General features: G+C 64.7%; 25 protein-coding genes. 15 read left to right on the top strand and 10 right to left on the bottom strand.

Features of this window, described 5'->3' with window-relative positions; all coding sequences use genetic code 11:
- Positions 1-201 precede the first annotated feature (201 nt).
- From rpsA to ACOOE2_RS08985, 3 genes are all read left to right on the top strand, one after another.
- Positions 202-1950, top strand: a complete 1749-nt coding sequence (rpsA, locus tag ACOOE2_RS08995) for a 30S ribosomal protein S1 (protein ID WP_420382676.1) — start codon at positions 202-204, stop codon at positions 1948-1950.
- Positions 1951-2138: 188 nt separating this feature from the next.
- Positions 2139-2897 (top strand): hydroxyacylglutathione hydrolase, encoded by a 759-nt coding sequence (gene gloB, locus ACOOE2_RS08990; protein ID WP_420382675.1) that lies wholly within the window; start codon positions 2139-2141, stop codon positions 2895-2897.
- A gap of 26 nt (positions 2898-2923) precedes the next feature.
- Positions 2924-3949 carry a LacI family DNA-binding transcriptional regulator gene (locus ACOOE2_RS08985; RefSeq protein WP_420382674.1) on the top strand — a complete coding sequence of 342 codons (1026 nt, stop codon included), beginning with the start codon at positions 2924-2926 and terminating at the stop codon, positions 3947-3949.
- A 264-nt stretch (positions 3950-4213) separates the two neighbouring features.
- Here the strand turns inward: ACOOE2_RS08985 and ACOOE2_RS08980 are convergent, their stop codons facing one another.
- The 8 genes from ACOOE2_RS08980 to ACOOE2_RS08945 form a co-directional block, all read right to left on the bottom strand.
- Positions 4214-4729, bottom strand: coding sequence for a hypothetical protein (locus ACOOE2_RS08980; RefSeq protein ID WP_420382673.1), 516 nt, complete (start codon positions 4727-4729; stop codon positions 4214-4216).
- Complete coding sequence (locus ACOOE2_RS08975) at positions 4722-5216, bottom strand: ATPase (RefSeq protein WP_420382672.1); 495 nt, start codon at positions 5214-5216, stop codon at positions 4722-4724. Before ACOOE2_RS08975 ends, ACOOE2_RS08980 begins: the two co-directional genes overlap by 8 nt.
- A gap of 152 nt (positions 5217-5368) precedes the next feature.
- Positions 5369-5593: a F0F1 ATP synthase subunit C gene (locus ACOOE2_RS08970; protein WP_420382671.1), complete on the bottom strand. Its 225-nt coding sequence runs from the start codon at positions 5591-5593 to the stop codon at positions 5369-5371.
- 34 nt (positions 5594-5627) lie between these two features.
- Positions 5628-6413: a F0F1 ATP synthase subunit A gene (locus tag ACOOE2_RS08965; RefSeq protein WP_420382670.1), complete on the bottom strand. Its 786-nt coding sequence runs from the start codon at positions 6411-6413 to the stop codon at positions 5628-5630.
- A 27-nt stretch (positions 6414-6440) separates the two neighbouring features.
- Positions 6441-6791 (bottom strand): AtpZ/AtpI family protein, encoded by a 351-nt coding sequence (locus tag ACOOE2_RS08960; protein ID WP_420382669.1) that lies wholly within the window; start codon positions 6789-6791, stop codon positions 6441-6443.
- Between the two features lie 454 nt (positions 6792-7245).
- Positions 7246-7635 carry a YdbL family protein gene (locus tag ACOOE2_RS08955; RefSeq protein WP_420382668.1) on the bottom strand — a complete coding sequence of 130 codons (390 nt, stop codon included), beginning with the start codon at positions 7633-7635 and terminating at the stop codon, positions 7246-7248.
- Positions 7635-7829: a YnbE family lipoprotein gene (locus ACOOE2_RS08950; protein ID WP_420382667.1), complete on the bottom strand. Its 195-nt coding sequence runs from the start codon at positions 7827-7829 to the stop codon at positions 7635-7637. Before ACOOE2_RS08950 ends, ACOOE2_RS08955 begins: the two co-directional genes overlap by 1 nt.
- Positions 7826-11152, bottom strand: coding sequence for an intermembrane phospholipid transport protein YdbH family protein (locus ACOOE2_RS08945; protein ID WP_420382666.1), 3327 nt, complete (start codon positions 11150-11152; stop codon positions 7826-7828). Before ACOOE2_RS08945 ends, ACOOE2_RS08950 begins: the two co-directional genes overlap by 4 nt.
- A gap of 48 nt (positions 11153-11200) precedes the next feature.
- Between ACOOE2_RS08945 and radC the strand changes: the two genes are divergently transcribed.
- The 6 genes from radC (at position 11201) to ACOOE2_RS08915 (ending at position 15696) form a co-directional block, all read left to right on the top strand.
- Positions 11201-11953, top strand: coding sequence for a RadC family protein (radC, locus tag ACOOE2_RS08940; protein WP_420382665.1), 753 nt, complete (start codon positions 11201-11203; stop codon positions 11951-11953).
- A gap of 95 nt (positions 11954-12048) precedes the next feature.
- Positions 12049-13362, top strand: a complete 1314-nt coding sequence (gene purB, locus ACOOE2_RS08935) for an adenylosuccinate lyase (protein WP_420382664.1) — start codon at positions 12049-12051, stop codon at positions 13360-13362.
- A gap of 115 nt (positions 13363-13477) precedes the next feature.
- Positions 13478-13801, top strand: a complete 324-nt coding sequence (locus tag ACOOE2_RS08930; RefSeq protein ID WP_420382663.1) for a DUF1049 domain-containing protein — start codon at positions 13478-13480, stop codon at positions 13799-13801.
- Positions 13802-13814: 13 nt separating this feature from the next.
- Positions 13815-14498 carry an orotidine-5'-phosphate decarboxylase gene (gene pyrF / locus ACOOE2_RS08925; RefSeq protein ID WP_420382662.1) on the top strand — a complete coding sequence of 228 codons (684 nt, stop codon included), beginning with the start codon at positions 13815-13817 and terminating at the stop codon, positions 14496-14498.
- Positions 14495-15019: a GNAT family N-acetyltransferase gene (locus tag ACOOE2_RS08920; RefSeq protein ID WP_420382661.1), complete on the top strand. Its 525-nt coding sequence runs from the start codon at positions 14495-14497 to the stop codon at positions 15017-15019. Before pyrF ends, ACOOE2_RS08920 begins: the two co-directional genes overlap by 4 nt.
- 32 nt (positions 15020-15051) lie before the next feature.
- The gene (locus tag ACOOE2_RS08915; RefSeq protein WP_420382660.1) at positions 15052-15696 is read left to right on the top strand and encodes a phosphoribosylanthranilate isomerase; all 645 of its coding nucleotides are present in this window, start codon (positions 15052-15054) and stop codon (positions 15694-15696) included.
- A 47-nt stretch (positions 15697-15743) separates the two neighbouring features.
- Here ACOOE2_RS08915 and ACOOE2_RS08910 read toward each other — a convergent pair whose 3' ends face one another.
- Complete coding sequence (locus ACOOE2_RS08910) at positions 15744-16217, bottom strand: hypothetical protein (protein ID WP_420382659.1); 474 nt, start codon at positions 16215-16217, stop codon at positions 15744-15746.
- Positions 16218-16364: 147 nt separating this feature from the next.
- On the opposite strand from ACOOE2_RS08910, the gene trpB reads away from it, so the two are divergent.
- The 4 genes from trpB (at position 16365) to ACOOE2_RS08890 (ending at position 20805) form a co-directional block, all read left to right on the top strand.
- Positions 16365-17615 carry a tryptophan synthase subunit beta gene (gene trpB, locus ACOOE2_RS08905; RefSeq protein WP_420382658.1) on the top strand — a complete coding sequence of 417 codons (1251 nt, stop codon included), beginning with the start codon at positions 16365-16367 and terminating at the stop codon, positions 17613-17615.
- Positions 17612-18415, top strand: coding sequence for a tryptophan synthase subunit alpha (gene trpA / locus ACOOE2_RS08900; RefSeq protein ID WP_420382657.1), 804 nt, complete (start codon positions 17612-17614; stop codon positions 18413-18415). The genes trpB and trpA overlap by 4 nt, the downstream gene beginning before the upstream one ends.
- The gene (gene accD, locus ACOOE2_RS08895) at positions 18412-19260 is read left to right on the top strand and encodes an acetyl-CoA carboxylase, carboxyltransferase subunit beta (protein WP_420382656.1); all 849 of its coding nucleotides are present in this window, start codon (positions 18412-18414) and stop codon (positions 19258-19260) included. The genes trpA and accD overlap by 4 nt, the downstream gene beginning before the upstream one ends.
- Before the next feature lie 237 nt (positions 19261-19497).
- Positions 19498-20805 carry a bifunctional folylpolyglutamate synthase/dihydrofolate synthase gene (locus ACOOE2_RS08890; RefSeq protein ID WP_420382655.1) on the top strand — a complete coding sequence of 436 codons (1308 nt, stop codon included), beginning with the start codon at positions 19498-19500 and terminating at the stop codon, positions 20803-20805.
- 177 nt (positions 20806-20982) lie between these two features.
- On the opposite strand, the gene pobA is transcribed toward ACOOE2_RS08890, so the two are convergent.
- Positions 20983-22152: a 4-hydroxybenzoate 3-monooxygenase gene (pobA, locus tag ACOOE2_RS08885; RefSeq protein WP_420382654.1), complete on the bottom strand. Its 1170-nt coding sequence runs from the start codon at positions 22150-22152 to the stop codon at positions 20983-20985.
- A gap of 101 nt (positions 22153-22253) precedes the next feature.
- Between pobA and ACOOE2_RS08880 the strand changes: the two genes are divergently transcribed.
- Together ACOOE2_RS08880 and ACOOE2_RS08875 are read left to right on the top strand one after the other, a co-directional pair.
- The gene (locus ACOOE2_RS08880; protein ID WP_420382653.1) at positions 22254-23123 is read left to right on the top strand and encodes a helix-turn-helix domain-containing protein; all 870 of its coding nucleotides are present in this window, start codon (positions 22254-22256) and stop codon (positions 23121-23123) included.
- A gap of 34 nt (positions 23124-23157) precedes the next feature.
- Positions 23158-23526 carry a hypothetical protein gene (locus tag ACOOE2_RS08875; protein WP_420382652.1) on the top strand — a complete coding sequence of 123 codons (369 nt, stop codon included), beginning with the start codon at positions 23158-23160 and terminating at the stop codon, positions 23524-23526.
- Positions 23527-23543 lie beyond the last annotated feature (17 nt).

Raw genomic sequence — 23543 nt, 5'->3', positions numbered from 1 at the left:
TTGCGTTTTGCTGCGCATTGGCCTAGTGGCGCGCTATCCCTTGCGGGATATCCGCCACGGCATACGGCCCGGCGGGTGGAACGGCCCTTTTAACCCCGCGGGCGAATTTCTCGCCATCATCACGATCCCAGCGCGGACGAAAGACCGGCGGACACAACCGCCAGGCCGGAAATACTTGATATACAGGACTTGAACAGACTTATGTCGTCCAACCCCACGCGCGATGATTTCGCTGCGATGCTCGACGAAACGCTCGGATCTGCCGCCAACGGTGGATTTGAAGGCCGGGTCGTAAAGGGCACAGTTACTGCCATTGAAAATGACAAGGCCGTCATCGACGTCGGCCTGAAAAGCGAAGGCCGCGTGCCTTTGCGCGAATTTGCCGCGCCCGGCATGGCGCACGGCCTTTCGGTCGGCGATGAAGTCGAAGTGTATGTCGACCGCGTCGAAAACGCCGACGGCGAAGCGATGCTCAGCCGCGACCGCGCCCGCCGCGAAGCCGCCTGGGACAAGCTGGAATCCGAATTCGGCGAAGGCAAGCGCGTCGAAGGCGTGATCTTCGGCCGGGTCAAGGGTGGCTTCACTGTCGATCTCGACGGCGCCGTGGCGTTCCTGCCCGGCAGCCAGGTCGATATCCGCCCGGTGCGCGACGTGCAGCCGCTGATGGACATTCCGCAGCCGTTCCAGATCCTGAAGATGGATCGCCGCCGTGGCAATATCGTCGTCTCGCGCCGTGCGGTGCTGGAAGAAACCCGCGCCGAACAGCGCTCGGGCCTGATCCAGAACCTCAAGGAAGGCCAGATCATCGACGGCGTGGTCAAGAACATCACCGATTACGGTGCGTTCGTCGACCTGGGCGGCATCGACGGCCTGCTGCATGTCACCGACATGAGCTACAAGCGCGTCAATCACCCGAGCGAAGTCATCGCGATCGGTGACACTGTCAAAGTGCAGATCATCCGCATCAACCAGGATACGCAGCGCATCAGCCTGGGCATGAAGCAGCTGGAAAGCGACCCATGGGAAGGCGTTGCCGCCAAGTACCCGGTCGGCGCCAAGCTGTCGGGCACAGTCACGAACATCACCGAATACGGTGCGTTTGTCGAACTCGAAGCCGGCATTGAAGGCCTCGTCCACGTTTCGGAAATGTCCTGGACCAAAAAGAACGTCCACCCTGGCAAGATCGTTTCGACCAGCCAGGAAGTCGACGTCATGGTGCTCGAAGTCGACAGCGACAAGCGCCGCATCAGCCTGGGCCTCAAGCAGGCGCAGCAGAACCCGTGGGAAGCGTTTGCAGAACGTCACCCGGTCGGCTCGATCGTTGAAGGCGAAGTCAAGAACGCGACCGAATTCGGCCTGTTCATCGGTCTCGACGGCGACGTCGACGGCATGGTCCACATGTCCGACATCGCGTGGGGCATTTCGGGCGAAGACGCACTGGCGCTTCACCGCAAGGGTGAAGACGTCAAGGCTGTCGTGCTCGATGTCGATGTCGACAAGGAACGCATCAGCCTGGGCATGAAGCAGCTTGAAAAGGGCGCACCGGCAGCCGCTGGCGCACCTTCGGCAGCGGGCGGCACCACCGCTGCTGCAGGCACCAGCAGCGGCGGCGGCAATGCCTCGCTGCGTCGCGGCGAAGTCATCACGGTCACCGTGCTCGAAGTGCGCGATGGCGGGCTGGAAGTGCAGGCCGGCGAAGACGGCGCAACCGGCTTCATCAAGCGTAGCGACCTCGGCCGCGATCGCGACGAACAGCGCCCCGACCGTTTCCAGGTCGGCCAGAAGCTCGACGCAATGGTCACCGGGTTCGACCGTTCGAAAAAGCCGACCTTCTCGGTCAAGGCGCGTCAGCTGGCAGAAGAAAAGGAAGCCGTGGAACAGTACGGTTCGTCGGATGCCGGCGCTTCGCTGGGCGACATCCTGGGCGCCGCGCTGAAAGCACAGCGCTAACCCTGCCTTCCCCCCTTCCCTTCAGGGGAGGGGCCGGGAATGGGGCCGCGCCCCACTCTCTACGCCAGACACGAAAGCCCGCCCCTCACGGGGCGGGCTTTTGCTTTGTCGGACGCACTCGTCTAGAAGCGAAACCGAAAGCCCTTCCCCTTCAGGGGGGGGAAGCAAACCGCATCGAGGCCCGCGCAATGTCGCTCATAGTTCACCAGTTCCCGTGCCTGTCCGACAATTACGGGTATCTGCTCCATGATCCCGTCAGCGGCGAAACCGTCGCGATCGACACGCCCGACGCCACCGAATACCTGGCGCAGGCGGCGCAACGCGGCTGGACGATCACGCAGATCTGGAACACGCACTGGCACCCCGATCATGCCGGCGGCAATGAAGCGATCAAGGCGCAGACGGGGTGCATGATCGTTGCACCGGCGGCGGAAGCGGCCAGGATCGCAGGGATCGATCGTACCGTCGTGCAGGACGATGTCGTCATGATCGGCGCGCAGGAAGCCAAAGTGATCGACGTCGGCGGCCACACGCTCGGCCATATCGCCTATGTGTTGCCCGATATGGCGTTCGTCGGGGACAGCGTGTTTGCGCTGGGCTGCGGGCGCATGTTCGAAGGAACGCCGTCGCAATTCTGGGCCAGCCTGTCGCGGATCAAGGCCCTGGCGCCCGAGACACAGCTGTATTGCGCGCACGAATACACCGCCAGCAATGCGGGGTTTGCGGTACACGCCGATCCCGACAATGACGCGCTGGCGGACTACGCCGCCGAAGTCACCGCCAAACGCGCGCGAGGCGAACCCACGGTGCCGACGCCGCTATCGCGCGAACTGGCAACCAATCCCTTTCTTCGCGCCGACGATCCTGCCATGCAGCAACGCTGGGGCGGCGGCGACGCGGTCGCCACATTTGCGGCCTTGCGCGCCGCCAAAGACAATTTTCGCTGATTAGCGGGGGCAGGACAAGGCATACCATGGCGGAAAAGCGCATCGTCCGGGTGACGTCGTTCGACGTGGCCGAGGCCGCCGGGGTCAGCCAGTCGACGGTCAGCCGCGCGCTGGCGGGCGACACCTCGATCAGCGAGCCCACGCGCAAACGCGTCAACGAGGCCGCACTGCGCCTCAACTACCAGGTCGATGAAAATGCCGCGCGGCTGCGCCGGGGCCGCACCGGCACGCTGGCGCTGGTGATGATCTGCCGCCCGGGTCAGGATCGCAAGGATCTCAATCCGTTCTACTTTGCGCTGTTGGGCAGCACGTGCGCGGCGGCCGCGGCGCGCGGCTACGAAGTGCTGGTCGCATTCCAGGATGCCCCGGACAATTTCTGGGGACGCTACCAGGAACGACGCAAGGCCGATGGCATGATCGTGATCGGCACCAGCGAAAACACCGCTGCGTGGGAGTATTTCGGTACGCTCGGTGATGGCAACAACTGGGTGTGCTGGGGCGCGCCGAGCGATGCTTTCCCCTGGGTGCGCAGCGACAACCATGCCGGAGCGATGCTTGCCACGCGCCACATGCTGGTGCGCGGGTACCAGGCGATCGTGTGCCTGGGATCAGAGACCTCGCCCCAGCGCCAGTTCAAGGAACGCTATGACGGCTATGCCAATGCCATGCACGATGCCGGTCTCGAACCGTTCATGCAGCGTATCGAACGCGGGCTGGAACGCGAGGAGCAAGGCCGCCGCGCCGCCGCCGCGCTAATCGACAGCGGCCGGCACTTCGACGCGATATTCGGCGTCAGCGATGAAATCGCGCTCGGCGCGTTGAAGGAACTCGGCGCGCGTGGCTACCGCGTGCCTGAAGACATCGGCGTCGTCGGGTTCGACGGCGTGCGCGCCGGCGCCTGGTCCAACCCGCAGCTGACTACGGTCGAAAGCGATTTCGAAGTCGCCGGATCGCTGCTGGTCGATCGCCTGATCGCGACGATCGGCGGCGAGGCACCCTCGCCCCAGCGTGTGCCGGTGCGCCTGATCGTGCGCGGATCGACGCGCGCGTGATATCCGTGCGCGTTGCGACGGAAGACGACGCGATCTGCGCGATGCTGGAACCCGTCATTCGCGGAGGCGAGACGTATGCGCTCGATCTTGCAATGTCACGAGAGGCGGCGCTTGCCGCTTTTATCAAGAATGAGGTTTTATAGCAGCCATGTCATTCCCACGCACGCGGGAATCCAGTGCTACATTGCTTCAAGATGATAGGTCGACTGGATTCCCGCGCTCGCGGGAATGTCGAAGGGTGACTTAGGACGCGCGAAGCGTCGATCAGTTGGCCAGGCTGCCGATCGCGCGGCTGACCAGGGCGTGGTCTGCTTCCGTGCTCAATCGCGACGCGATAAGCTGCGATGCCGCACCCGCAGCCGCGTTCACCGCGCGCGCGCGCAATTCATCCACAGCCGCATGTTCAGCGGCCGCAATCTTGTCCGCTGCCATTTTTTCGCGGCGGCCGATTACGTCGGCGGTGTCCTTGGCGGCGCGCGCCACGATCGCTTCGGCTTCCACGCGGGCGTGGTCGAGCATCGCTTCGGCGTCTTTCTCGGCACCCGCAATACGCGCGGCGTATTCTGCTCGCAGGCGTTCGGCCTCGGCGCGAAGCTGGCGCGCTTCTTCAAGCTGTTCGCGGATCGCGCCGATCTGCTTGTCGAGCATGCCAGTGACCATTGCCGGGACTTTTTTCCACAGCATGATCCCGATCAGCACCGCCATCGACGCGCTGACGATCGTTACCGGCGGGATCAGGCCGAACAGCAGAGGTTCGGCGACTTCGTGCAGATCAACCATGCGCAAAAGATCCCTTTACCGCATTGCGCGCGTCTTCGGCGCTGACCGTCAGGCCGGCGACACGCTGCGCGATGTCCTGCGTGACGTCGGCGGCGACCGCTTCGAAATCGTCCAGTGCGGCGTGGCGCGCGGCCAGAATGCGCACTTCGGCTTCGACCGATTGCGCTTCAAGACGCTTGCTCGTTTCAGAAAGCCGGGTTTGCGTGGCGACGGCGGCATTGTGCTTGGCCGCGACGACCAGCTCGTGCGCACGGGCGCGCTGGGCTGCTTCAGTTTCGGCCCATGCGTCCTGTTCGGCCTCTGCGGCGGTACGCGCGGCCTGGGCCGCGGCCAGGTCATCGGCAATACGTGTGTTGCGATCGGTCATCGTGCCCATCACGCGGGGCACCATGCCACGCCCGACGATGATGAAGGTCAGGCCGAAAAACACCAGCATCCAGAAAACCTGGCTGAAGAATGTGTCCATTAACTGGCTGATCTGCGGCATGTCGGATGTCTTCTCGCACAAACGTCGAATGAGTTTCGCTGCCGGGCAGCGAAGCCGGCGCCAGATGGATCAGACGGCGACCCTGTTACAGGCCGCCGTCACCATCACGTCCGGGTTAGTGACGACCGGGCATGACACCCGGCCGGCGCGGCTCACTTGAAGATGAGCAGCGCGGCAATCACGAATGCCAGCAGGCCGAGAAGTTCGGCACCGGCGAAACCGATGAACAGGCGGCCCTGCTGGCTGTCGGCAGCGCCGGGGTTGCGCAGCGCGCCTTCGAGGAACTTTGCAAACACGTTGCCCACGCCGATCGAGGCGAGACCCGCACCGATTGCAGCCAGGCCAGCACCGAGCAGCTTTGCAGCTTCTGCGTCCATAGTAAAAACTCCCTTGGTAACTAAGTGAAAGGTTTCAGTGAAGATTTTCAGCGTCGTTGAGATAGACGCATGTCAACAGCGCAAAGACATAAGCCTGAATGCCTGCAACCAGAATTTCCAGCGCGCAGATCCCGACCATCAGCACGAAGCTGGGTACGCCGGCAACGACAAACAGCAGCGGGCTGGCATTGCCGCCGCTGATCACAAAGCTGGACAGCACTTCGAGCAGCACGTGCCCGGCCATCATCGCGACGAACAGTCGCAGTCCCAGCGAGAACGGACGCACCAGGAACGAGATCAGCTCGACCACGAAGATCGGCGGGATCATCGCCACAGGCGTGCCGTGCGGAACGAACAGCGAAAAGAAATGCAGCTTGTGCTTGGCAAACCCGACGATCAGCACGATCGCAAACGACATCACCGACAGCACACCGGTCGCGGTAAAATGGCTGGTGAACGTGAACGGGTGAATGCCGACGAGGCCGAACGGCACCAGGCCGATGAAATTTGCAAACAGGATGAACATGAACAAGCTGAAGATATAGGGCACATATTTGCGCCCGCCCGGCCCGACGTTCGTTGCGAGCATGCTGTCGATGAAGCCGGTAAAACTCTCGACCGCCATCTGCCAGCGCCCCGGCACGACTTCGCGCTTCAGCCCGCCATAGACGAACACGATGAGCGCGAGCGTGGCGATGCCCATCCACAACGAGGAATTGGTGAAAGCGATATTATGCCCGGCAATCGCCCAGCCATTCGAACCGAACAGCGGTTCGATGGCGAACTGGTGCATCGGATCGACTTTCGCTTCGACTGCCACGCTTCAGGTTCCTGCCTACTTACCAGATCAATCATGCCCCGTGCTTGACGGAGTCGCGGTGCCGGAGCGTTTGATAATGTTCCTGAAAGCGACGAATATCCCGAGGAACAACATCACCAACAGGCCCCAGGGCCGCGTCCCGGCAAACTGGTCGATGACCCAGCCCAGAAACAGCCCGCCCAATACGCCACCCAGAAGATCCGCCAGAACCTTGTTTCCGGCGTTATACGACGCATCGGAACTTTGGCTATCTGGCGATGGAGCTTTGCCCCCTTCACGCTCCTGGGCTGCTTTCAGCCGCGCATCGAGCGATCGGGTGCGCGCATCCCCATCTTTATCCTGACCCATGGGTGTCACGTCAGGCCTGTCATCGTCCATGCGTTGCATCCTGTAATTGGGCAGGGCAACGGGCCGAAAAACCCGCGCCGCCCCCCGACGATGCGACACACGACCGACACAAGTCCGCCGAGAGCGCCTGCCCCTTAAGCGGGGGTCACAATCAAGTCAACCGCTAGCAGGGCTGGAAGTTCCGCATTTCCCCGGTGCGACCGGCGCGTCAATGTGGCGGAATCGCGTCGGTGATTCGTATGCGCAATCTGCCTTGGCCTGAACCTGCCAGACCTCGAACTGCCCCCTCCTCCCGTCGTCCCGGACTTGATCCGGGACAAGGCTTCTTCTAGCGCTGCCGATGAAAGAAAGAAGAAGCACAACCCCGGATCAGGTCCGGGGTGACGGGATGTGGTGGGGGGACGAATAACCAAGCAACCTATTGTGACGGATCGGCGCGGGATTTGATCAGGTCGTCAACAATACCCCCTGCCAATGAAAAGCCTCAGGGACAGCGCGGATCGCGCAGCGGAGCGGCCGCTGTGCGGGTCTGCCACGATCCGTCGGGCGCCTGGTATTTCTCGCCCGGCGTCGTATGGCTGATCAGCAGACAACCCGAGGTCAGCGCGTATTCCTCGATCGTCGCGTTGGTTGCCTTGGCCTTTTCGGCATAGACCGCGCGGCGGCGGATATTGAGGTCCTCGACGACCTTTTTCAGCCCCGCATCGGCCGGCGTGACATAGCCGAGATAGCCGTTGACCATCTCGCCGACTTTGCCCTCGGACCGCGCCGCCGAATAGACCGGATCGCGGTTCTGTGCAAAAGCGGGCGCGCCAACGAGCGTCCCCAGAGCGATGGCGATGCCCGAACGAATCATGAGTTTACGCATCACCATCAGAAAATCTCCGCGTTCTTATCTATCGTCTGGGCGGCATCGCCCGAGAGCCGATAGATAACTTCTTGTTTGATATTGACATTCAATTCAATCACGATCGGCTTGTCCGGCGCCTTGACGGTAATGCATCCACCCAGCGCCAGACTGAGGCCGATGCCGAGGCGGGTCAGGATAATCGGTCGCGTATTGCTCATGGCAGGGTTCCGCTTGCTTGAGGCTGAATGACGTCGGGATGCGATAAGGCGGGAACGACCGGAGATACGGGTCCGACCGTGACCAGCCCGTGATGCTGGTGCACCGCCCGCCCCTGCGCATCGACCAGCCCCAGCGTGCGCGGATCGCGCACCAGCGTGGGATCGTAGAGCGACCGCAGCGAGCCGAGCAGTTGATAGAACTGGGCACGGATGTTGACATTGAATTGCAGTGGCAGCTTCGAGATCTGCCGTGTCACCAGGTTGGTCTTCGCACCCGCGCCCTGGTGGATCCCGCCAAAGCTGACGCGCGTGATGACTTCGCCGGCCAGATCGCCATCCAGCCCGATCGTCATCGTGCCGTAATCGACCGAGCGCAGCATGCGGAACGCATAATTGGCCATCGGTGACAGGTCCTTGTAGCTGAGCGCGCCGACATAGCTGACATTGCCACCAGGGGCCCGGCTGATCAGCTGCCCCCCGATGATCCGCCCGCCGTTTGTGTCGAACACCAGCGGCAGGCGCCCGTCGAACAACCCGGTTGCCGACAGGTTCGACATGTTGATGTGCTGCAGGAAGCGTCCGGCCTCCAGCCCGTTGATGACGAGCGCAAACTTGTACGGATCGACACTGCCAAGGTGCAGCGCGACCGGTTCCATCTGCAACGTGCCGCCTTCGAATGGCCATTGCGCGTGATTGACATGCAGCATGTCGCCGGCATGCAGTTCCAGGTCGACGACGCCGTTCACGACCTCGATCCCGGGATTGATGCTGGCGATTTTCACGATCTGGTGCGGCGCGGTAATCAGATTGATCAGGTCGGTGAATTCCACCGTGCCCGACAAGCCCTCGACCGGGCCCATTGCCGCGGCAAAATCGAAATCGTCGCTGCTGAACCGGCCGCTGCTGGTCACGCCGCCGCCTTTCGCTGCCGTGTTCCAGTCGAACCGCGCCTTGCCCGCGATCGTCCCGCTGGCATTGGCGATCAGGCCCTTGGCCATCAGCGACAAGTCGGCCGGCTGCAACGCGGGGCCTTTCTGCTTGGCGAAATCCTTGGCCGTGGGGTCGCGAAAGGTGACCCCGGTCAACGTGACATCGGCATGGCCTTTGCCGGTGTTCACATCGTGATGCAGTGCCACATCGGCCAGATTGATGCCGGCCGCGGGCGTCACCATGTGCGCCTGTGCATCGAGCGCGCCATCGACCAGCGTCATCGTTGCATTGCGCACAGCCAGCGGCGCAAACCGCGCCGGGGCAACCGTGTCGGACACCGTGAATGCCCCGCCGCCCAGCGTCATCCGCCCGTCCTTCAGCGCCCAGTCGCCCGCCGCCGCGCCAACCGCAACCGGCATGGCCGCCATGGTGACATCACCGCCGGCAAATGTGCCGCCCAGCGCGCCACCGGCGCTGCTCGCGACCGTCACATTGGCCAGCCGCACATGATCGGCATTGCCCGATGTGCCCAGTGTCACATCGACCGCAGCCATGGTGCTGGTGCCCGGCCATGCAATCCGCGCGCCGCCGGCATGAACCGCAAGCGGCGCATCGCCCGATCGGCCCGACAGCGCAAAGGCCGGCAAAGTTGCCGCGATATGCGTCGTGGTGCCATCGGTCCGCACGATTTCGCCATCTGTCGGGCACAGCGTGACCGCGCCCTTCGCCAGATCGAGCGAGCCCATCTCCAGCCGATCGAACGTCGGGCGCGCGCAACGGTGGAGCAGCGACACCTGGCCGTTGGTCGCAACGGCGCCCTCGACCGGCAGCACCAGATTGTCCACGCGGCCGCTGCCGATCGGTCCGCCCAGCGCGACCGTGCCAGCAAATGTCAACGCGCCGTTGCCCAGCTGCGTCACTGTCATTGCCGGGACGGCCAATTGCGCAGTGCCCGCGTCGTAACGCGCCATCGCCAGATTGAAACGTGCGCCCCTGCGGTCGCCAGACTGCATCGTCCCGGTCATCGCGGGCAAATCGGCGCCGCCGGTTCTGACATTGCCGGTCAACCGGGGGATGCCATCGGCAGCATCCGTCACCGCAATCTGGTCGAGCCGCGCCAAAATCTGGCCGCTGCGCCCGCCGCGCAGCATCAGCGACGGTATCGCAACGCGCCAGCCGGCGGCATCACTGTGCACGCCGATCGAGCCTGTCAGATGATCGCCCGGTTCTTCGCGCGCCAGCGCCCCGAGCGCGCGATCGAGCAGCGGCGCAAATGGCGTGCCGCGCACACTCGCCCGTGCCCGGCCCAGAGCCGCCAGCGCGACCGGCCCGCGCGCCAGCGAGCGCCCGTCGATATCACCGCGATAGTCGAGCCCGAACCCCGGCCCCGCCCGATCCTGCCGCGCATGGACCATGCCGTCGAGCCGTGCAGAGCCCAGCCGGACCTGGGGCGCAGTCAGCCCGGTGGCGATCAGCGTGACCCGCCCCGCCAGTGTGCTCTGCGCAGCAGGCCCCTGGCCTGCATCCCAGTGCAATCCGGCCTCTCCGCCAAGCGCCGCCAGCGACACCATGCTACCGCTATCGATCCGGCCCAGCGCGAGATGCCCGCCAAGCGTCCAGTTGGCGAGTGCCGCATCGCCGCCCAGCGCCAGGTCAATCCTGCCCGGGGCCATGCGCATGGTGCCGCATTGCCCGCCGCCCAGCCGCAGGGGCCCCGCGACCCGCGGGCGCCCGGCCTCGGTCGATACCGCCGCATACAATGTGGTGCGCGCCAATGTGCAATGCTGGCTAAGCTGCGCACTTGGCACCAACACGCCCACTTTGCCCGCAAACCCGTCGGACAGGCGCCCCGCCCCGTCAAACGACGCGGCCATGGCGCCATAATCGCTATCGACCCGCGCGCGCGCATCGACCAGGGTCAGCGACCAGTCGGGCAGCCGCAGCGGCGCGGTCGTCGGCGCGTTGATCAGCGGGTCGAGCGAGCCCAGCGAGAGGCGCCCTGCCACCAGCCGCCCATACAGCCGCGGGCGGATCAGCGTGATCCGGTCGATTTCGGGCCCGGCGATCCCGTAGCGCAGCGCGATTTCGGCGCGCTCGATCGTCAGATCGGGATGCGCCGGATCACCGACAGTGATGTCGCGCAACACTTCGCGGCCGAGGCCGACCGATTCGATATGATACCGCGCGGGCAGATGCAGCGCGGCCAGTTCGCGATCGATCACATTGCCCGCGATCCGTTCGCGCATGCCCCAGGTCGCGCCCAGCGCCAGCGCAGCGACACCGGCCCCTGCCATTGCCAGGCGCAACAGCAGACCCCGCCGCGAAACGGGGCCGCCGGGCGCCGCTTCATGGTCGGTATCGTCATCATCCGCCAAATTGGAACGGTCCGTCATCGTGCCCTTCTTGCGCAGTTGCCTCGCCTGGGCAATGCTCTGTCCCCGATGAGCGATGAACCAAACCTGTTCCCCGCGCCCCTAACGCGGCCACGCGGAAAGGCAAATCCGGACCGGCTGCGCGAAACCGGGCACGATACATCGGGCCATCGCAGCCGCTTACGCCAGCGCCTGCTCGATGGCGGAGACGATGCGCTGGCCGATCATGAGGTGATCGAATATCTGTTGATGACCGCGATCCCGCAAAAGGATGTCAAGCCGCTGGCGCGCGTGCTGATCCAGACATTCGGCTCGCTGGCGGCGGTCTTCAATGCCGAACCACACGCGCTGATGCAGGTATCGGGCATCAAGGAAACCGCCGCCGCCTCGCTGAAAATCGCCGGGATCGCCGCGCGCCGGCTGGCGCAGACGACGATGCGCGCGGATTCGGTGCTGTCGAACTGGCAGGCGCTGATCGATTACCTGCATATCGACATGGCGCACCTGACGCACGAGCGGGTGCGCGTGCTGTACCTCAATGTGCAGAACCGGCTGCTGCTCGACCAGGTGGTCAGTGACGGCACGCTCGATGAATCGGCGATCTACACGCGCGAAATCATTGCCAAGGCGATGGCGATCGGCGCCGCCGCGCTGATCCTGGTGCACAATCACCCCTCGGGTTCGCCCCAGCCGAGCAAGGCCGATATCCAGGTTACGCAAAAGATCATGGAAGCCGGGCGGCATCTGGGGATCGTGGTGCATGACCACGTGATCATCGGCCGCGAAGGGCATGTGTCGCTGAAGGCCAAGGGCGTGATCTAAAAATCCTCCCCGTTCCGGAGAGGATTTGCTGCCCCTTGCGTTAAGCGCGCCCAACCCCTAGCGGCGCGGACACCGCCCGAAGCGTTAGGAACACCATGGTCCCCCGTTATGCCCGCCCGCAGATGACCGCACTCTGGGATGCAGAAGCGCGGTATCGGATCTGGTTCGAAATCGAGGCGCATGCGACCGACAAGCTGGCCGATCTTGGCGTCGTGCCCGCCAGCGCGGCAAAAGCGCTCTGGGACTGGTGGGCGACGAACCCTGTGATCGATGTCGCCGCGATCGACGCGATCGAGGCGGTGACCAAACACGACGTCATCGCGTTCCTCGACTGGGTGGCGCAACAGGTCGGGCCCGAAGCGCGGTTCATGCACCAGGGCATGACCAGTTCCGACGTGCTCGACACCACGCTCAGCGTGCAACTGGCCCGCGCCGCGGATTTGCTGATCGCGCAGATCGACAAGCTGTTGGCCGCGATAAAGACGCGCGCGTTCGAACACAAATACACGCCCACGATTGGCCGCAGCCACGGCATCCACGCCGAGCCCACGACGTTCGGCAAGAAACTGGCCGAGGCCTATGCCGAATTCACCCGCAACCGCGCCCGCCTGGCCGCCGCGCGCGCCGAAATCGCGACATGCGCCATCTCGGGCGCGGTCGGCACGTTCGCCAACATCGATCCGGCGGTCGAAGAGCATGTCGCGCACGCGATGGGCCTCGCGGTCGAGCCGGTTTCGACCCAGGTGATCCCGCGCGACCGCCACGCGATGTTCTTTGCGACTTTGGGTGTGGTGGCCAGTTCGGTCGAGCGGCTGGCAGTGGAAATTCGCCACCTGCAACGCACCGAAGTGCTGGAGGCAGAGGAATATTTCGCGCCCGGGCAAAAAGGCTCGTCGGCGATGCCGCACAAGCGCAACCCGATCCTCACCGAAAACCTGACCGGGCTTGCCCGCGTGGTCCGCTCCGCCGTGACCCCGGCGCTGGAAAACGTGGCGTTGTGGCACGAGCGCGATATTTCGCATTCGTCGGTCGAACGCTTCATCGGCCCCGACGCGACGATCACGCTCGATTTTGCACTCGGGCGTCTGACCGGCGTGGTCGAAAAGCTGCTGGTCTATCCGGAACGCATGCAGAAAAATCTCGATCGCATGGGCGGGCTCGTCCATTCGCAGCGTGTGCTGCTGGCCTTGACCCAGGCCGGGCTGACCCGCGACGATTCGTACCGGCTGGTCCAGCGCAATGCGATGAAAGTGTGGGAATCGGACGGCGCGCTGTCGCTGCTCGAACTGTTGAAGGCCGATCCCGAAGTGGCGGCCGCGCTGACCCCGGCGCAGATCGAGGACAAATTCAACATCGACTATCACTTCAGGGCAATCGACACGATTTTCGATCGGGTGTTCGGGGTTTAGCCACCGCGATCCATGAGCCTGGAATGACGTCAGACCTCCGCGGACAAATCACATTTCCCCTCGTCCCCATGATGGGCTAGGGTCGGACGAACGGACAGCCGACAAGAGGTTAATAATGCGTACGATCAAAACGATTGTCTGGGTGGTCTTCGCCGCACTGCTGCTCGCGTTTATCTACCTTAATCCCCAGCCCATCTCTGTCCATGTCTGGCCCGGCGCACCGGGCATAAGCGTCGACACCAAGATGTGGGCGCTGGTGATCGGGTCGCTGCTGATCGGGTTCGTCCCGACCTGGCTGGTGATGCGCGCGAACCGGTGGCGCCTCCTGCGCCGCATCGCGTCGATGGAGGCAACCCTGGCTGTCCATACTCACGCGGTCAACACGCCTGCGCCCGTCCACGTCGCCGAACCGATCGTACACCCCGGCGACATTCGCTGAACAGGACAAGACTTTGAGCAACCCGATCTATCTCGCGCTCGATATTCCAAGGCTCGACAGCGCGGTCGCGCTGGCGCAGAAAGTGCGCCAGCATGTCGGCGGCCTGAAACTCGGGCTCGAATTCTTTTGCGCGCATGGCCATCACGGGGTGCATGAGATTGCCCATCTCGGCCTGCCGATCTTTCTCGACCTGAAACTGCACGACATTCCCAACACTGTCGCCGCCGCGATGCAGGCGATCCACGTGCTCGAACCGGCGATCGTCACCGTGCACGCCGCAGGCGGGCTCGCGATGATGGAAGATGCCAAGGCCGCCGCCGGCGAACGCACCAAAGTCGTCGCAGTGACCGTCCTGACCAGCCTCGACGATGCCGACATGGCGCGCGTCGGCGTTTCGGGCAGTGCATACGATCAGGCTTTGCGCCTGGCCGACCTGGCGCAAGAGGCCGGGCTCGACGGTATCGTGTGTTCGGGCCAGGAAGTCGGCGCGGTGCACAAGCGCTGGAAAAACGGCTATCTGGTCGTGCCCGGGCTGCGCGAACCGCAACTGGTTGCGGCCGGCGTGGGCGATCAGAAACGCGTCGTCACCCCGCGCGCGGCGCGCGATGCCGGCGCCAGCATCCTGGTCATCGGTCGCCCGATCAGTCGCGCCGAAGACCCGGCCCTTGCCGCACGCGCGATCGAGGCGACGCTTTGACACCGCCGATACCCGAACCGACATTACGCACCGCGACTCTGGCCGACCTGCCCGCGCTGCGCGTGCTGGTGGAACGCGCCTATCGCGGCGAGACCGCGCGGCAGGGCTGGACTCACGAGGCCGACCTGCTCGATGACGAGCGCACCACCGATGAAGATCTGGCCGATGCGATCACCGACCAGGCCGCGCGCGTGGTCGTGCTGGCCGAGGCCGATGGCGCGCTGGTCGGTACGGTGACCGTGACCAACCAGGGCCACGGGCGCAGTTATCTGGGCATGTTGTGCGTCGATCCTGAATTGCAGGCGGGCGGCATGGGGCGCCGGCTGATCAAGGCCGCCGAGCGTACGGCGCGCGAACGGTTTGGCGCACGGCTGATGGAAATGACCGTGATCGACAGCCGGCCCGAGCTGATCGCGTGGTACCAGCGGCGCGGCTATGTGCTGCGCGAGGAAACGCGCGCTTTTCCGGTGCCCGGCGATCATCCCTTTGCCATGGTCGTGCTCGAAAACTACCTTGATTAAGTCTTTGGGATTGACACTTTGGAACTGATCACGTGGCCAATCCCCTGATCAAGATCTGCGGCATCGGCACGCCCGCCGCGCTCGACGCGGCGATCGGCGCGCGTGCCGATTATGTGGGCCTGGTGTTTTTCAGCAAAAGCCCGCGCAATGTCGCGCCCGCGCAAGCCGCGATGCTGGCCGCGCGCGCCGAACGCCGCGCGCGGGTGGTGGGCCTGTTCGTCGATCCTGATCCCGATTTCCTGGCCGAAGTGCTCGACACGGTGCCGCTCGATGTCGTGCAGCTGCACGGCCGCGAAAGCCCGGCGCAAGTGGCAGCGTTCGCCGCGCGGCACGGCATCGAAGTGTGGAAAGCCGTCGGCGTCAAAACGCGCGCGGATCTGGCGCAGGCGGATGCCTATGCCAGCGCGGCGGCGCGCATCCTGTTCGATGCGAAACCGCCGGCGGGTGCCGATCTGCCCGGTGGCAACGGGCTACGCATCGACTGGTCGATCCTGAAAGGTATGCGCCCCGCGCTGCCGTGGATGTTGGCGGGCGGGCTGGATCCGCACAATGTCGCCGAGGCGATTGCCATCACCGGCGCACCGGCGGTGGATGTGTCGTCGGGCGTGGAAAGCGCGCCGGGGGTAAAGGATATCGCGCGGATCGCAGCATTTTGCGCAGCGGTGCGTGGCGGTTAGCGATGACCTGCAACCCCTCCCCCGACGGGGAGGGGAGCCAAGCAAGGTCAGAAATGCGCGCCGAAACCCAGCGTTACCGCATCGCGCGACGGCGTCGCGCCATTGGCAGACGACGTATAATGGCGATATTCGATCTTGCCATACGTGCCCAGCAACAACGCATGGCTGTATCCCGCGCCGAAATCCCAGTCGGCACTGCCGCCATGGTACGGCGTCGAGGCCCAGCCGCCGACCGCATAGATCCTGCCCGCGGGCCCCAGGCTGGCGCCGGCGCGTCCGCTGATGCCGACCGAAGTCAGGGTATCTGTTGCCAGCAATTTGTTGATCGACACTTCGGGCCCGGCAAAGATCAACGGCGCCAGCGTGAAATCGTGGCCTGCGGCAAGTCCGATCGACTGCTGATAATCGCCGCCATAGAAATTGCCGCTGGTGTTGACTTCGACACGGGTCTGATCGGCCAGAGCAGGGGTCGCCAGGACGACAGCGCCGGCAATCGCCGGTATCAGGAGTGGGAGACGCATGGTGTATTCCCTCAAAGTTGGACCAGTCCCCCGACCGCCGTTTCCACGACCTTGCCGGGAGGATTTATGGCTGCCTCCCTTGCACCTTGATGAACGAACCCCCTGCGCCATCTGGACAATTACGCACCGCGCTATAAAGGCCACACCATGACTCCCACCATCACCAACAGCACCATTCCCAACAGTTTCCGCAACGCGCCTGACGAACACGGCCATTTCGGCCAGTTCGGCGGGCGGTATGTCGCCGAAACGCTGATGCCGCTGATCCTCGACCTGGAACGCGAATACCGCGCGGCCAAGCAAGACCCGGCTTTCCAGGCGCAATTCGACGACTTGCTGGAGCATTATGTCGGGCGCCCCAGCCCGCTGTATTTCGCCCCGCGGCTGACCGAAGAGCTGGCCAAGGGCGCAGCGCCGGGCATGGGCGCGCAAGTGTGGTTCAAACGCGACGAGCTGAACCACACCGGCGCGCACAAGATCAACAATTGCGTCGGGCAGATCCTGCTGGCGATGCGCATGGGCAAAACGCGGATCATCGCGGAGACCGGCGCGGGCCAGCATGGCGTGGCGACCGCCACGGTCTGCGCGCGGTTCGGGCTGCCTTGCGTGATCTACATGGGCGCGACCGATGTCGAGCGGCAGGCGCCCAACGTGTTCCGCATGAAGCTGCTGGGCGCGCAAGTGGTGCCTGTACAGGTTGGCGCCAAAACGCTGAAAGACGCGATGAACGAGGCGCTGCGCGACTGGGTGGCGAACGTGCACGACACGTTCTACATCATCGGCACCGCCGCCGGCCCGCATCCCTATCCCGAACTGGTGCGCGATTTTCAGAGCGTGATCGGGCGCGAGGCGCGTGCGCAAATGCTGTCGCGCACCGGCCGCCTCCCCGATCTGCTGGTCGCCGCGATCGGCGGCGGGTCGAACGCGATCGGGCTGTTTCATCCGTTTCTCGATGATCCCACGGTAAAAATGCTCGGTGTCGAGGCGGCCGGACACGGCCTGGACAAGGAACATGCGGCCAGTCTTGCCGGCGGACGACCCGGCATCCTCCATGGCAACAAGACCTATCTGCTGCAGGACGACGACGGCCAGATCGTCGAGGGCCATTCGATCAGCGCCGGCCTCGATTATCCCGGGATCGGCCCCGAGCACGCCTGGCTGAAGGAACGGGGCCGCGTCGAATATACCTCGGTCACCGACAGGGAAGCGCTCGATGCGTTTCAGCTGCTGTGCCAGACCGAGGGCATCATTCCCGCGCTGGAACCCAGCCACGCGATTGCCGCCGTCAAGAAAATCGCGCCGACTTTGCCGGCCGACACGATCCTGCTCGCCAACTTGTGCGGCCGCGGCGACAAGGACATCTTTACCGTCGCCGACCATTTGGGCGTAACCCTGTGAGCGAGCGCCTGTCCGCAGCCTTTGCCAAAGGCCGCCCGGCGCTGGTATGCTTCGTCACCGCAGGCGATCCCACGCCCGCCGCGACGCCTGCGATCCTTGACGCACTGGTCGCCGGTGGCGCCGATGTGATCGAATTGGGCATGCCGTTTACCGATCCCATGGCCGATGGCGCCGCGATCCAGGCGGCCAATCTGCGCGCGCTCGGCGCCGGCACCAAAACCGCCGATATCCTGGCGATCGCAACCGGTTTCCGCGCGCGCCACCCCGACGTGCCGCTGGTGCTGATGGGCTATGCCAATCCGATGGTGACGCGCGGGCCCGAATGGTTTGCCGACGCTGCTTCGGCGGCCGGCGTCGATGGCGTGATCTGTGTCGATATCCCGCCCGAAGAGGACGGTGAGCTGGGCCCGGCGCTGCGCGCGCGCGGCATCGATCCGATCCGGCTGGCGACGCCCACCACCGATGTGGCGCGCCTGCCCACCGTGCTCGATGGATCGTCGGGCTTTTTGTACTATGTCTCGGTGGCCGGCATCACCGGCAAGCAATCCGCCGCGCTCGATTCGATCGAGCAGGCGGTTACGCGGATCAAGGCCACCGCGACGTTGCCGGTCGCAGTCGGCTTTGGCGTACGCACACCCGAACAGGCAGGGCCTATTGCGCGCGTGGCCGATGGCGTCGTCGTGGGTTCGGCGATTGTCGACCTGATCGCCGAACATGGCGCTGACGCTGCTGTGCCGGTGCGCGCACTCGTCACCGCCCTGGCGCACGCGGTTCACACCGCACGGAGTGTGATCGCATGAACTGGCTGACCAAAGTCCGCAATTCGCTGCCGTTCATCCAGAAGCGCGACACCACCGACACGCTGTGGATCAAATGCCCCGGCTGCGGCGAAACGCTGTTCATCAAGGACTATGAGGACAACCTGTCGGTGTGCCCACAATGCGGCCACCACGGCCGGATCGGCACGAACACCCGCCTCGATCAGATCATGGACCCCGGCTTTGTCCTGCTGCCCGCGCCAGTCGTGCGCGAAGACCCGCTGAAATTCCGCGACAGCAAACGCTATACCGACCGCCTGAAATCCGCCCGCGCCGCCAACGCGCACACCGACGCCTATACCAACGTGTTCGGCACGATCGAGGGCAAGGCCGCGGTCGTCGGCGTGCAGGATTTCGGCTTCATGGGCGGATCGATGGGCATGGCCGTGGGCAATGCGATCATCGCCGGCATCGAACGCGCGATCCGCGAACATTGCGCCTACGTCGCGATTACCGCCGCCGGCGGCGCGCGCATGCAGGAAGGCATTCTGTCGCTGATGCAGATGCCGCGCACGACCGTCGCGATCAGCCGGCTGCACGCCGCCGGCCTGCCGTATATCGTGGTGCTGACCGACCCGACCACCGGCGGCGTCACCGCCAGCTATGCCATGCTGGGCGATGTGCAGATCGCCGAACCCGGCGCGCTGATCGGCTTTGCCGGCCAACGCGTGATCCAGGACACGATCCGCGAAAAGCTGCCCGAAGGCTTTCAGCGCGCGGAATACCTGTTTGCGCACGGCATGATCGACATGGTCACCCCGCGCCGCGAGCTGAGAGCGACGCTTGCAAACGTGATCGATTATCTGACGGCGGCACGTGCGGCTTGAGGGCCTCCGGCGGGCGTTTAAGGGCCTCCGGCGGGCGTTTAAGGGCCTCCGGCGGGCAGGGGTTGAACATTTGCCACCTACCGCAAACCACCTTCGCTCATCCTGAGCCTGTCGAAGGACACGCGCGACATCCGAACTTGGCGCAACAAATTCGTTCTATAGGCTTATGCTGGCGCGTATCCTTCGACAGGCTCAGGATGAGCGGAATTGGAATTGAGGAAATTCGAGCACACCGACATGAAAGACTTCGCCATTTCCGAAGACCCTGCGGTCCAGGCACAGCTCGACCGCCTGGGCGAACTGACCGTGCCGCAAGGCCGCCTGGGTCTGGAAACGATCGCCGCGCTGCTCGATCGGCTCGGGAACCCGCAGCGCCATTTGCCCCCGGTGTTCCACGTCGCCGGCACCAATGGCAAAGGTTCGACCTGCACGTACCTGCGCAGCATGCTCGAAGCGCAGGGCCTGACCGTCCATACCGCCACCAAGCCGCATCTGGTCCGCTATAACGAACGCATCCGCCTCGCCGGGCGCCTGATCGAAAACGACCTGCTTGCCGCGTTGCTCGCCGAGGCGCTCGATGTGGGCGAGGATCTCGCGCCCAGCTTTTTCGAAGTGACGACGGCGGCGATGTTCCTGGCGTTTGCGCGTGTGCCCGCCGATGCCTGCGTCATCGAAACCGGGCTCGGCGGGCGGTTCGATGCGACAAATGTGCTTGAAGCACCGGCGGTGTGCGGCATCGCCACGCTGGGCCTCGATCACGAAGCGTTTCTGCTGATCCCCGAAGCCGGCGTGCCGCAGGAGCCACTCGCGCGGATTGCGTTTGAAAAAGCGTGCATTGCCAAACCCGGCGTGCCGCTGGTGACCCAGATCTATCCCGACCCGATCACCGCCACCATTACCGAAACCGCCGCCGCGCGCAGTGCGCCGGTGGTGAGACGCGGGCGCGACTGGCACGCGGCGATTGGAAAAACGATCGAATATCACGATGCGCAAGGGGCTCTCAGCCTGCCCCTGCCCCGCCTGCCCGGCACGCACCAGGCCGACAATGTCGCACTGGCGGTCGCGATGCTGCGCCATCAGAGCGCGATCACGGTATCACCCGATGCGATGGCGCGCGGGATCGCTTCGGCGAAATGGCCCGCGCGCCTGCAGCAATTGGGCCCCGGCCCGCTGACCGCGCTGGCGGGCGCGCGCACGATCTGGCTCGATGGGGGGCACAACCCCGATGCCGGCCTGGCCATTGCGCGGCATCTTGCCGATCAGCCCCCGGTGCATGTGATCATCGGCATGCTGGCCAACAAGGACCCCGGCGCCATCCTGCGCCCCTTGGGCAGTCACGCGCTGTCGGTGACGATCGTACCCGCGCCCGGCCATGACGCGCATAGCCCCGCAGCTTTCGCCCCGTTCAGCGCGATTGCAATCACCAGCGCGCCCGACGTCGCCGCAGCACTGGCCGCGCTGCCGCCAAGCGGTGATGTGCTGATCACCGGATCGCTGTACCTCGCCGGCGATATCCTGCGCCGCAACGACGAAGTGCCTGATTAAATCCTCCCCGGAACGGGGAGGGGGACCGCGCGAAGCAGCGGTGGAGGGGCCTCTCCGGATTGTGCAACGTAGCGCTTATCGTCGCGCGATTTGCAGGTATTGTCGCGAGGTCGGCGCCATGAGGCACCGCCCCTCCACCACGCTTCGCGCGGTCCCCCTCCCCGTTCCGGGGAGGTTTTAGATCGCCAATCCCACGTAATTTTCCGCTATGCTTCGCTGCGCCGCTTCGCTTGATGCGATATAATCCAGTTCGGCAACCTGCATCCGCCGTTCGAACGCGCCGTCATCGGGAAAGCGGTGCATCAGCTTGGTCAGCGACCAGCTGAAGCGTTCGGATTTCCATACTCGCGCCAGGGCTTTGGCCGAATAGCCCGCGATCGCGTCGGCATCGCCTTTCTGAAAGAACGCGATCAGCGCTTCTGCCGCATAATGCACATCGCTCGCCGCCAGGTTGAGCCCCTTGGCGCCCGTCGGCGGGACGATATGCGCCGCATCGCCGCACAGCATCAGACTGCCGTGGCGCATCGGCTCGAACACGAAACTGCGCAACGGCGCGATCGATTTTTCCAGGGCCGGCCCGCGCGTCATATTCGCCGCCGCCTCGGGCCCCAGCCGGATCGCCAGTTCGTCCCATACCCGCTCATCAGGCCAGTCCTCGATTTTTTCGGTCAGCGGCACATCCACGTAATAGCGGCTGCGCGTCGCGCTGCGCATCGAGGCCAAGGCGAAACCGCGATCGTGGTTGGCATAGATCAGTTCGTGGTTGCATGGCGGCACGTCGGCGAGAATACCCAACCAGCCGAACGGATACACGCGTTCGAAGGTGCGCCCGACATTATCGGGGATCGCGCGGCGGCTGGGCCCGTGATACCCGTCGCAGCCAACGATGATCCGCGCATCGATCCGCGCCGCCGTGCCCGCCTTCGTATACGTCACAAACGGCGCGTCGCCGGCGATCTCGTGCAACGCGACATCGCTGGCCTCGTATATCACTTCGAGCCCGCGCGGCTCGGCCGCATCCATCAGGTCGCGCGTCAGTTCGGTCTGGCCATAAACCGTAACGCTGTGTCCGGTCAGCGCGGCGACATCGATGCGGATCAGGCGTTCGCCATCGGCCAGGTTGAACCCGCCATGCGGGAAGCCTTCGGCGCGCAACCGGGCATCGAGGCCCAGCCGCGCCATCAGATCGACCGTCCCGCGTTCCAGCACGCCGGCGCGAATCCGCGACAGGATGTAATCGCCGGTCTGCCGCTCGATCACGATGCATGCGACGCCGGCGGCGCGCAACACATGCCCCAGCATCAGCCCGGCCGGCCCTGCGCCAATGATCGCGACATCGGTTTTCATGTTGGTTCTCCCGGGCGTTTGCCCGATCGCATATTGACGCCGGCCCGCCATGCGTGAAGGGATGGGCGCGTCACAACCCTGGCACTTTTGAGACAATGTGCATGAGCGCCTCCGCGATCCCGACTTTTGCGCTGTACGGCGAAGACGACTGGCAGAGCCCTGCGGGTTTCGCGCATATCGAAACGATCGCGGCGCGCAGCGTGCTGCACGACTGGGCGATCGCACCGCACCGCCATGACCGCGCGGTGCAACTGCTGTTGCTGCATGCCGGGCCCGCGCATGTCTCGCTGGATGGCATGGTCCTGCCGCTGACCGGCCCGGCGTATATCGTCGTGCCGACAGGCGTGGTGCATGGTTTCCGCTTCGATCCGCATACGGTGGGCCACGTGCTGACATTGACGCAGGATTTTGCGCACCGCGCGCGCGGGGCAGGCGATCCGTTGGCCGCACTGCTCGCGCGTGGCGGGCATGGCACGCCCGCGCGCGATGTGGCGGCGCGGGCCCGGCGGCTGGCCGATGAACTGATCGCGCTGGGCGTTGACGGCGCGCACAGCGGCGGCATCGACGATCCGCTGTTCGACGCGCTGGCCGAGGCGTTGTTGCGCAGCCTGATCGCCGCCGATGCGGCTGCGCCAGCGGGCGACAAGCGGCTGGCGGTGTTTCGGCATCTGGTCGAATCGCATCTGGCGGAACATCGTTCGCTGGCATTTTACGCCCATTCGGTGGGCACGACCGTGCGCACGCTGACCCGGCTGTCGCAGCGCCATCTGGGGCATAGCCCGCAAATGCTGATTAACCGCCGCCTGGCGCTGGAGGCACAGCGCCTGCTGCGGTTTACAGGCGCCAGCGCCAGCGCGGTCGCCAGCGAGCTGGGTTTTGCCGATCCGTCGTATTTCTCGCGATTTTATCTGCGCATGACCGGCCGCCGTCCGCATGACGAACGCGAAAACGACAAGTCGCCGCCCGGTTGAGCTTCGGGTAACCTTTTGCGTGTAAGCCGGCACCATGACTTCCAATCGCGCACCTCGCCCGCCTTATGTCAAAGCTGCGCTTGTCGCACTGCTGCCGATCCCGGTGTTCCTGGCGGCCGCCTGTTCTCAGGCGCCCGCAGACAACACCGCCGAATTGCAGGCAAAGCTGGCTGCGGCCGAGGCGCGCGCCGCGTCGGCCGAGAAACGCGCCAAGAGCGCCGAGGACGCGGCGGGCCAGCATTATCAGGCAACGATCGCGGCCAGTTCGCCCGGCCAGACGGAAAACAGTCAGCCCGACGGCCAATTTGGCCAGCCGGTGATCGATACCGCCCCGATCGTGACCACGCCAGGCGCCGCCGCGCCGCAGCAGCAATTGCCACCGCCCGGGACATTGACCAACTGATCCACGGGCAGGCAGGG

It is taken from the genome of Novosphingobium sp. (assembly GCF_965214355.1).
GTDB lineage: Bacteria > Pseudomonadota > Alphaproteobacteria > Sphingomonadales > Sphingomonadaceae > Novosphingobium.
Note: the sequence above shows the minus strand (reverse complement) of the source record. Positions and strands in the feature narration are given on the sequence as shown.